Origin of the sequence: Helicobacter bizzozeronii (assembly GCF_900196775.1) — a bacterium.
Classification (GTDB): Bacteria; Campylobacterota; Campylobacteria; order Campylobacterales; family Helicobacteraceae; genus Helicobacter; species Helicobacter bizzozeronii.
In genome coordinates this window covers 1-9270 of record NZ_FZLB01000036.1, presented here as the reverse complement: position 1 = coordinate 9270, position 9270 = coordinate 1, and the positions used below count along the sequence as shown (strand labels likewise).

The 9270-nt window shown below is 48.2% G+C and carries 9 protein-coding genes; 5 read left to right on the top strand and 4 right to left on the bottom strand.

All coding sequences use genetic code 11. The features are described 5' to 3' along the window. Nucleotides 1-1024 precede the first annotated feature (1024 nt). Nucleotides 1025-3664: a phosphoenolpyruvate carboxylase gene (locus tag C5684_RS04605; protein ID WP_104639552.1), complete on the bottom strand. Its 2640-nt coding sequence runs from the start codon at nucleotides 3662-3664 to the stop codon at nucleotides 1025-1027. A 76-nt stretch (nucleotides 3665-3740) separates the two neighbouring features. On the opposite strand from C5684_RS04605, the gene ilvC reads away from it, so the two are divergent. From ilvC to ruvX, 5 genes are read left to right on the top strand one after another with little or no spacing between them, the layout of a single operon-like run. Further along, complete coding sequence (ilvC, locus tag C5684_RS04600) at nucleotides 3741-4748, top strand: ketol-acid reductoisomerase (RefSeq protein ID WP_104639551.1); 1008 nt, start codon at nucleotides 3741-3743, stop codon at nucleotides 4746-4748. Between the two features lie 9 nt (nucleotides 4749-4757). After that, nucleotides 4758-5558: a septum site-determining protein MinD gene (gene minD, locus C5684_RS04595; protein WP_013890015.1), complete on the top strand. Its 801-nt coding sequence runs from the start codon at nucleotides 4758-4760 to the stop codon at nucleotides 5556-5558. After that, nucleotides 5555-5806 (top strand): cell division topological specificity factor MinE, encoded by a 252-nt coding sequence (minE, locus tag C5684_RS04590; protein WP_013890016.1) that lies wholly within the window; start codon nucleotides 5555-5557, stop codon nucleotides 5804-5806. Before minD ends, minE begins: the two co-directional genes overlap by 4 nt. Next, entirely contained in the window at nucleotides 5793-6593 is an 801-nt protein-coding gene (gene dprA, locus C5684_RS04585; protein WP_013890017.1) for a DNA-processing protein DprA, read from the top strand. The genes minE and dprA overlap by 14 nt, the downstream gene beginning before the upstream one ends. A 2-nt stretch (nucleotides 6594-6595) precedes the next feature. Further along, the gene (gene ruvX / locus C5684_RS04580; protein ID WP_193365372.1) at nucleotides 6596-7000 is read left to right on the top strand and encodes a Holliday junction resolvase RuvX; all 405 of its coding nucleotides are present in this window, start codon (nucleotides 6596-6598) and stop codon (nucleotides 6998-7000) included. Here ruvX and C5684_RS04575 read toward each other — a convergent pair. The 3 genes from C5684_RS04575 to lpxE are packed head-to-tail and all read right to left on the bottom strand — an operon-like array spanning nucleotide 6967 to nucleotide 9250. Beyond that, a complete protein-coding gene (locus C5684_RS04575) occupies nucleotides 6967-7695 on the bottom strand; it encodes a YebC/PmpR family DNA-binding transcriptional regulator (RefSeq protein ID WP_013890018.1) in 729 nt (242 codons plus the stop codon). The two genes, ruvX and C5684_RS04575, sit on opposite strands and share 34 nt — an antisense overlap. Beyond that, nucleotides 7695-8666: a porphobilinogen synthase gene (hemB, locus tag C5684_RS04570; protein WP_006017851.1), complete on the bottom strand. Its 972-nt coding sequence runs from the start codon at nucleotides 8664-8666 to the stop codon at nucleotides 7695-7697. Before hemB ends, C5684_RS04575 begins: the two co-directional genes overlap by 1 nt. Continuing rightward, nucleotides 8666-9250, bottom strand: a complete 585-nt coding sequence (gene lpxE, locus C5684_RS04565; RefSeq protein ID WP_013890019.1) for a lipid A 1-phosphatase LpxE — start codon at nucleotides 9248-9250, stop codon at nucleotides 8666-8668. The genes hemB and lpxE overlap by 1 nt, the downstream gene beginning before the upstream one ends. Nucleotides 9251-9270: the final 20 nt, after the last annotated feature.

Here is a 9270-nt window from a genome sequence, read left to right as displayed (position 1 = left end):
TCTGTGATCTCACCGTCTCTTGGTTGATCTGTGTCTATTCGTCGGTGCTTTAGTTGCGATATAGTTAGAGAGTTCGCTGCTTCGCCTATTCTTTTTTTTTTTTTTGTTTTATGAGAACGGGGCCCACCGAGTTCTACACCGCTCTATTCGTCGGCAGCGTCAGATGTGGATAAGAGACGGGGGCTAGGTTGGTGGTCTTGAGGGGGGGCGGGCGGTGGGCTGGGGTTGCTTTGTGCTAAAGAAGTTTGGGGGCTAGGTTGGGCTATTGGGGCATTTTGGGGGGTTTTGGTGCTTTTAAGACTGGGTGTTTTTGCCCGACTTGTTCTGGTGCTTGTGCCCCTAGTCCGTGTGCTTTTAGGGGTGTAGGTGCTAGCGGCGGTGCGGGCTTTGCTGGTGGTGTGGGAGCGGGGGGTAGAAGTCCGCCTGCGAGTGGTGCGAGTGGTGCGGGTGCTGGGGGTGCGGGTGGTGCGTTGGTAACTTTTAGGGGTGCTGGTTTTAGGGGTGTTGCTTAAAGCCTTGGAGTTGGTGGGGCTAGTTGGGTCAGTTTGGGTAGCTTGGGGGTTAGCCGCAGTTAGATTTTGTGGGGTGGGAGCTGAGTTGGGAGGGTTTAGCACGCCTAAAACATTTTGGCTAGCCACATACTGGGCGTAATCCACCCCCAAAAGGGTAGCCATTTTTTGCAAATTGGGTTCTTTAAAGTAAATCTTGCTCCCCTTGGCAATTTTCTTTAAACGCATGGTGCCTAAATTTTGCGTGGCTTGGACTTGCAAGAGGGGGTGGGTGGTGGGTTTGCTCTTTTTGTTGGGTGGGATTTTTTTAAGGTGGGTTGCTTCTAAGATGAGTTTTGAGTTTTGGAGCTTGTATGTGCCCTCTATAATCAAATGCTTTTGGGGGGCGTTTTTGTAAAACACCACGCCCTGAAAAGTCCCCACCGCTTTTTTTAAATCCAAATCTGTAGAGGTTTGGACCACCAAAGCCTGTAAATAACCCACTAAAAGGATTAAAAATAAAAGGCTTTTCATCATCACCCCGTGTTACGCATGCCTTGGGCGATGCCAATTAAAGTGCTTTGGATATAGGTTTTAAGTTGGGCGTGCTTGGCCTGTGGGGCTTGCTTGAATTGCTTGATGAGTTCAATTTGGAGATAATTGAGCGCATTGATATAGGGTTTGCGCAATAAAATACTTTGTTGCACGACCCCATCGCTCTCTAAAAGGCTCTTTTCTGAGCGCACCGCTAAAATCCAATGCATGGTTTTTTCAAATTCACTTGTAATTTTTTCCCAAATGCGGGAGGCACTGGGGTTATCTTTGGCAAAGGCGTGGTATTGGGCGGCAATTTGCAAATCTACCTTTAAGAGCACTTGGGAGATATTATCCAGCACCACCTTAAAAAACCCGCCCCTTTGGTAGTGGTGGCACAAAAGGGGCAAATCCCCCACACCCTCTAACCCACTACCCACCCCATACCATGCCGGCAAAATGCTCCGATTTTGCGTCCAAGCAAAGACCCACGGGATCGCGCGTAAATCCTCAATGTGGCTACTCTCCTTGCGTTTGGAGGGGCGCGAACCTAAATTGAGCTCTTGGATAAAACTAATGGGCGTGGCGGCTTTAAAGTAATCCAAAAAATCCGGATGGGTGTAGAGTTCTCTATAAGTTTGGTAAGAAATATTAGAAATGGCTTGCATGGTGGGGTTTTGGGGGTGATCCACATTGGGGTTATTGTGATCGTAGGCTCTTTTTTTGAGTAGCGCACCCACCATGCTAGAGAGGTTGTGGCGCGCGCTGGTGGCGTTCAGATAACGCGTGCTGATCATCTCGCCTTGCTCTGTGATTTTCAATGCGCCCTGCACGCTTTGCACGGGGGCACTCAGCAAGGCATCTTCTAAATTCCCCCCACCCCGACTCACACTCCCCCCCCGACCATGGAAGAGCAAAAAGCGGATACCCAATTTTTGCCCTAAGGCTATCAAATTGCTAATAGCCCCATAAAGATTATAATTGCTCGCAAAAATCCCCCCATCTTTGCTTGAATCGGAATAACCGATCATGATCTCTTGTTGGGAGTCCATGCCCTCTAGATAGGCTTTATAATGGGGGTTGGCATGCAGGATTTGCATGATATTTGGGGCGTTTTGCAAGTCATGGATGGTCTCAAAAAGGGGGGTGATCGCAATTTTTAAGGTATTAACCCCTTTTTTGATCGCCAAGCCTGCTTGTTTAGCCAGCCACAGCACGCATAATAAATCGCTGGCTTGGGTTGTCATGGAGACTATTACAGAGCTAAAAATCTCAGGGGCGATTTGGGATTTAGCCCAAACCATGTTTAAAAACGCCTCTAATAGCCGCTTGGTGCTTTCACTGACCTTAGAAATCAAGTCTAACAAATGCACGGGTTCTAAATTAAGGGCGTGGTTTAAAATCTCTAACTTTTGGGATTCATCTAGGCGGTGAAAATCATTAGTGGCTAGCCCTAACAGACAAAACACCTCACTGAGGCTATGCAAAAACACCTCGCGGTGCTCGCGAAAATCCAAACGCAACAGATGGAAACCACAGAGCAAAACCAAATGCTTGAAGTGCCACAAAGATGCTTGCAAACTGGGTTCTAGGTTATCTAATAGCAAATCAATATCAGCGAGCAATTCTTGGGCGTTGTGGTAGGCAAAATCTATGGGCAAGGGGGAATTAAGGGCGATGAGGCGGTTTTTAAGCTTGGTTTGCATCAAAATTAATTTAGCCCTAAAAGGCTCTTTGGGGTGCAGCCTAGCGCTGGTGGGGTCTAGCTTGTGGTAGTGGGCTTGTAAATCGGCTTGCAAGGCTTTAGAGATTGTGCAAAAATCGCTGGAGATAGAGAGCTCGCGTTGGAGTTGGGCGGTGTGCTTGAGATAGAGATTGATGATAAATTCATGTTGGATCAACACCACTTGGTGCAAGAGGGCGTTACTCACAAAGGGATTACCATCCCGATCGCCTCCAATCCAGCTCCCCAAACAAATGGGGGCGCGCTCTAGGGGCTGGCCTAGCATGTCTTGGATTTCTTGGAAAAGGTCTTGGCAACTGGGTAAAAAAGAATTTTCAAGGATATACAACAAGTTATCCAGCTCAAAAAGCACTTCTAGGCGTTCTTGGCGCACTAGATGGCTTTTCCACAGCAAACGCAGGCGATAGGCTAGGCGGGCTTTAGCCCCATGCGTGCTGGTGGGGTTGCAGGCTTGATCAAAGAGGATTGCTAAATCTTGGTAAATCTCTTGGATCGCCTCTAAGAAGGTGCGGCGCATGGACTGGGTGGGGTGGGCAGTGAAGACGGGGTAAAAGGTGGTGTGGGTGGCATTTTGATTTAATAAATCTGCTCGGAAACCCTCTTGCATAAGTGCCCTATAAGCTTGATACACGCCCAGTGCGGGGATTTTGTGGCGATCTTCTAGGATATTGATCAAAATGTTATAAAGCGAAAAGGCCTTGATCACGCCCAAAATCTGATCTGAAGAGGCGATTTTTTCTAATGTCTGGGTGATCTGCTCTTGCCCCTTTGAGATGTTGCCTTCAAATAAGCTTTTGAGGGTCAAAAAATAATGCGTGGTGGTGGGGCTAAACTCTTGGAGAATTTCTAATACCATGCGATCTAAAAAGGCTAATTCTTGATGGACTCGTTGATTCACTACGCCCCCGATACAAACAAACCTTAAGTTGTTTTTATTTACAATAGTGCCCATTATAATACAAATAAGGTAATGCATGGCGGGGTTTGGGGGTTTTTTACCCATTTACACGGATCAAGATGGCAATTTGGGTCTGATCACATCCCAACGCGTGGGCGTTTTGGGCTATGGCGCACAAGGGCGCGCGCATGCGCTCAATTTGCGTGATAGTGGCGTTCATGTCAAAATCGGGCTGTATGCGGGCAGTAAAAGTGTGGCTTTAGCTAAGCAAGAGGGCTTTAAGGTCTGCGCTGTCTCTGAGTGCGCTCAAGAGTGCGATCTGCTCGCCATGATGCTCCCTGATGAGATTCACCAACAAGTCTATAACCAAGAGATCGCCCCCTTTTTAAAACCTAACCAAACCTTGCTTTTTGCGCATGGCTTTAGCGTGCATTTCAAGCAGATTCAAGCCCCAAAGGGGGTGGGGGTGATCTTGTGTGCGCCTAAGGGTCCAGGCTATGCGCTCAGGGAAAAATACCAGCAAAATAGCGGGTTATTTGCCTTAATTGGGGTGGAGCAAGACAACCAACAAAACAATGCCCGTAATTTGGCTCTAAGCTATGCGATCGCCATTGGCTCGGGGCGGGTGGGGATTTTGGAAACGACTTTTAAACATGAGGCATGTGCGGATCTCTTTGGCGAACAAGCGGTTTTGTGTGGCGGGCTGGTGGGCTTGTTGCAAAATGCCTTTAATACTTTATTGGAGGCGGATTATCCAGCGGAGTTAGCCTATTTTGAATGCGTGCATGAAATCAAGCTCATTGCGGATTTGATTTACAACAAGGGTCTAGCCAGCATGCAAGAGCATATCTCCAACACCGCCGAATACGGCGGTTTGTTAGCCGCCCAAAAACTCATTAACTTAGAGAGCAAAGCGCACATGCAAGAACTCTTGAGCCAAATTGAGAGCGGGGAATTTGCGCGTGCCTTCATGCAAGAGGCACAAGGGGGGCATAAAATGCTAGCACAACATAAAGACCAGCTAACTAAACAGCTCTTAGAACAGGTGGGGGCGCATTTGCGCGCGCATTTATTCAAGGCATAAGGAGATATTGTGGTTATCACCATCACAAGCGGCAAGGGAGGGGTTGGCAAGAGCACCACAACGGCGAATCTAGCCATCGGGCTAGCCCAGCAAGATAAAAAAGTCGTGGCGATTGATTTTGATATTGGCTTGCGTAATTTGGACATGATTTTGGGCTTAGAAAACCGCATTGTTTATGATGTGGTGGATGTGATGGAGGGCAATTGCAAGTTGCCCCAAGCCTTGATCCAAGATAAACGCACCAAAAACCTGCACTTTTTGCCCGCCTCGCAGAGCAAGGATAAAAATATCTTGGATAAAAACAAGGTGCAAGCCTTGATCCAAGAGTTAAGAGCCCAATTTGAATTTGTCTTGATCGACTCGCCAGCAGGCATTGAAAGCGGGTTTGAGCATGCCATGCTCTTTGCTGATCGCGCTATTATTGTGGTAACCCCAGAGGTGAGCAGTGTGCGGGATAGCGATCGGGTGATTGGCATTATGGATGCCAAAAGCCAGAGGATTCAAGAGGGGCAGGAGATGCCCAAACACATTTTAATTAATCGCATCAAGCCTGATTTGGTCGAAAAACAAGAAATGCTCTCTAATGAGGATGTGCTTAAAATCCTAGCCCTACCCTTGATTGGGCTTGTGCCCGAAGATGATAAGATCATCTCAGCGACCAATACGGGCGAGCCCATCATCTACACCCAAAGCCCTAGCGCATTGGCTTTTAGGCGAATCACCCAAAGACTCTTGGGGCAGGAAGTGGAATTTGGGCAATTTAAGAGTAAAAAAGGCTTGGTGGGCACGCTCAAGGGCTGGTTTGCATGAGCGCCTTTTTGGATAAGTGGTTTAAGGGGGGCAATAGTGCCAATGTCGCTAAGGATCGCTTAACTTTGGTGCTAGCCTATGAACGCAGCATGCGTTTGCCCTATATTGAGGAGATGAAAAAAGAGATTCTAGCGGTCGTGCAAAAATACACCCACAGCACAACGATCAATGTGCGCACCAATTCTAGCCACAACACCAACACCCTAGAAGTCGAAATTGTATTAGGTCAGGGTGATGGCTCTTGCTAGCGGTTTTGTTTTTGAGCCATTAGATTTAGAGATCAAGGGGCTTAAAAATGCCCCTAAAGCCCTCTACTCTGTGGGCAACACCGCATTATTAGAGTCGCCTTGTAAGATCGCCATTGTGGGCACGCGCAAACCCAGTCTTTATACCCGCCACACCACCGCCCAGCTTGCCAAACACATTACACGCATGGGGGGTGTGGTGGTGAGCGGGGGGGCTTTGGGGGTGGATATTACTGCCCAAAAAAATGCCCTACCCGCCACGATCATGCTCGCCCCTTGTAGTTTGGATTATATCTACCCGCCCTCCAATGCGCCCATTATCCGCCAAATCGCTAAGGAGGGCTTGATCATCAGCGAGTATGCAAAAAATTTTCTGCCCTATAGGCATTCTTTTTTGGAGCGTAACCGCTTGGTAGTGGCTTTAAGCGATGTGGTGGTGGTTGCTGAGGCAGACATGCACAGCGGATCGATGGTGAGTGCTAGGCTGGCTTTAGAACAACAAAAACCCCTCTTTGTCCTGCCCCAACGCTTGGGCGAGAGTTTGGGCACTCAAGAGCTTTTAGAACAGGGTAAAGCCCAAGCGATCTATGATGTGGAACGCTTTTGTGCCCGCTTGGCTCAAGATTATGATCTAAAGCCCCCAAGAGAGCCCAAAACAAGTGATTTTTTGCGCTTTTGTAGCCAAAGACCCAGTTTTGAAGAGGCTTATGCGATCTATGGGGATTTTCTCTTAGAACAAGAGCTTTTAGGGGTGATCAAACGCCAAGATGGGCGGGTGATTCTAGCCTAATGATCTTGTTAGCAGCAGATATTGGCTTAAAACGAATCGGGCTTGCTATGTGGGTGCAGGGGGTGATCTTGCCCCTAGAGCCCATTTTACGCCATAACCGCCAACAAGCCAGCCAGCAACTCCAAACGCTTTTAGAGCTCAAAAAGCCCGATACGCTCATTGTGGGCTTACCCGATGCACACTACACCACCACGCGCGCGCGCATTTTGCACTTTGTAGGCTTGCTTGACTTTGCGCCCATTGTCTATGTCAATGAGAGCAGCAGCAGCGAGCTAGCCCTAGAGGGGATTGCCCATCTTAGCCACAAGCAACGCCAACAAGCCCGCAAAAATGGCATGCTAGATAGTTTGGCTGCTTGTGAAATCCTCAGGCGTTATGTGGCTTGCACGCCCTCAATATTGCTATAAAGTGCGATCACATCGTCATCTTCTTCGATGCGATCCAAGAGTTTTTCAATCTCGGCTAGGGCTTGCTCACTTAAAGAAATGGGCGAGGTGGGGATGCGTTGCAAGCAAGCCTTTTGGATGGGGATTTGCAAACTCTCAAAGCCCTCTTGTAATTGCTTGAAGTGTTGGTAATCCCCTAGCACCAAAAAGCTTTGATCGATGACCTCTAGGGATTCTAGCCCATAATCAATTAAGGCTAATTCCATGTCCTCCAAAGAGAGGGGCAAATTGGCTAATAAGCCCTCAAAAACGCTTTTACGACCAAACATGAACTCTAGCGATCCATTGGGGACCATACTAGCCCCGGGGGTCTTGTTGAAATAACTTTTCAGATTGGCGATGGTGCGGGTGGGGTTGTCCGTCATGCATTCCATAAAGAGCAAAACCCCATGGTTAGCCTTGCCCTCATAATTGACCTCCACTAATTGCCCCTCTTTGCTGCTGGCGCGCTTGATGGCTGCCTCGATATTGTCTTTGGGCATGTTTTGGGCTTTGGCGTTGAGTATGGCGGTGCGTAATTTGGCATTGCTGGCTGGATCGCCCCCACCCTCTTTGGCTGCCAGCGTGATGGCTTTGGCTAATTTGGGGAAAACCTTACTCATTTTATCCCAGCGTTTTTCTTTGGCTGCTCGTCTGTATTCAAAAGCACGTCCCATTAAAATCCTTTCTGTAAGAGTTGTGCCACTTCTTTAGCGTGGTAGCTGATGATCATATCCGCCCCCGCACGCTTAAAAGCGATCATGGTTTCTAAAAGCAAGCGATCATAATCCATTAAATTATGGGCTTGGGCGAGTTTGAACATCGCATATTCCCCGCTCACATTGTAAAGAGCAAGGGGTAAGAGCGTGCGATCCTTAATGCTACGCACAATATCCAAATACACCAAAGCGGGCTTGACCATCAAAATATCTGCCCCTTGAATCTCATCTTCTAAACTCTCTAAGATCGCCTCTTTGGGGTTGGCATAATCCATTTGGTAACTCTTGCGATCCCCAAAACTGGGGGCAGATTGCGCCACATCTCTAAAGGGACCATAATAGCTACTGGCAAACTTAGTGGAGTAGCTCATGATCGGTGTGTGGGGGTAGCCCCCTTGATCCAAGGCTTGGCGAATCGCTAAAACCATGCCATCCATCATCGCACTAGGGGCGATCACATCCACCCCACTTTGGGCTAGGATAACAGCCTGCTTGCCCAAAATCTCTAGGGTTTTGTCATTATCCACGCTTTGATCGCGCAAAATGCCACAATGCCCGTGATCGGTGTATTCACAAAAACACAGATCAGCAATCACCACCAAAGAGGGCAACTCTTTTTTAATGGCACGCGTGGCTTTAGCCACTATATGATCGGCATTAAGCGCACTTGAGCCTTGAGCGTCCTTGTGGCTGGGGATTCCAAATAACAGCACGGCTTGAATGCCCAAATCTTGCAACAAGGCGCATTCTTTTAAGATCATATCAATACTCATTTGGAACACCCCGGGCATGGAGGCAATGGGGTTAGACACCCCCACCCCCTCAAGCACAAATAAAGGCGCGATAAAATCAGCAACATGCAGTCTTGTTTCACGCACCAAAGCCCGTAAATTTTCTGTGGCACGCAAGCGTCTTAAGCGTCTAAACATCAAAAATCCTTTTTTTGGTTTTGATAGGGGCTGGTTAAAAACAGCACGCACAGCACACCCACGCTAAAGCCGGCAATGAGCGCGCCGATGGTGTGGGCGTTGTAATAAATGCGCGCACCCATTGTCAAAAAGGCTAAGGGCAAAAAGATCAGCCACACCCAGCTATAACGGCGCACCAAAAAAGCTAGGGCACAAGCGATCATCGAGGAATGCCCGCTGGGCATGTTTTTAGAACTCCCATTGGGGCGCTCACCCAAACGCCTACTAAAGATCACCACATTATTAAGCCCCCATTTAAAGGAATGCGTGGCGATGGTGGTGGCGATACTCACATGGATAATTTGGATCAGACCGATCGGATCGCGTTTGATTAAGGGCAGGGCAAAAGAGGCAAGAGTGGGCACAAAACGGGCATAATGTTCGGTGGTGTCAAAAACTAGGGGGACTTGGGGTTGCTTGGCGATCTTGGGAAAAGGGGTGATCGCCCCGATGATAAAGAGTAAAACAAAAAGGGCAATGCTTTTAAGGGGGAGTTTTTGGGGGAAACTTTGGGGGTAGAGGGTTTTAAATTTAGTGTTCTTCATGGGCTTTAAAAATGTCTAAA

Coding starts and splice junctions, on each gene's coding strand:
- ilvC (WP_104639551.1), top strand. CDS start 3,741: ATGGCGGGGTTTGGGGGTTTTTTACCCATTTACACGGATCAAGATGGC.
- minE (WP_013890016.1), top strand. CDS start 5,555: ATGAGCGCCTTTTTGGATAAGTGGTTTAAGGGGGGCAATAGTGCCAAT.
- dprA (WP_013890017.1), top strand. CDS start 5,793: ATGGCTCTTGCTAGCGGTTTTGTTTTTGAGCCATTAGATTTAGAGATC.
- C5684_RS04575 (WP_013890018.1), bottom strand. CDS start 7,695: ATGGGACGTGCTTTTGAATACAGACGAGCAGCCAAAGAAAAACGCTGG.
- hemB (WP_006017851.1), bottom strand. CDS start 8,666: ATGTTTAGACGCTTAAGACGCTTGCGTGCCACAGAAAATTTACGGGCT.
- lpxE (WP_013890019.1), bottom strand. CDS start 9,250: ATGAAGAACACTAAATTTAAAACCCTCTACCCCCAAAGTTTCCCCCAA.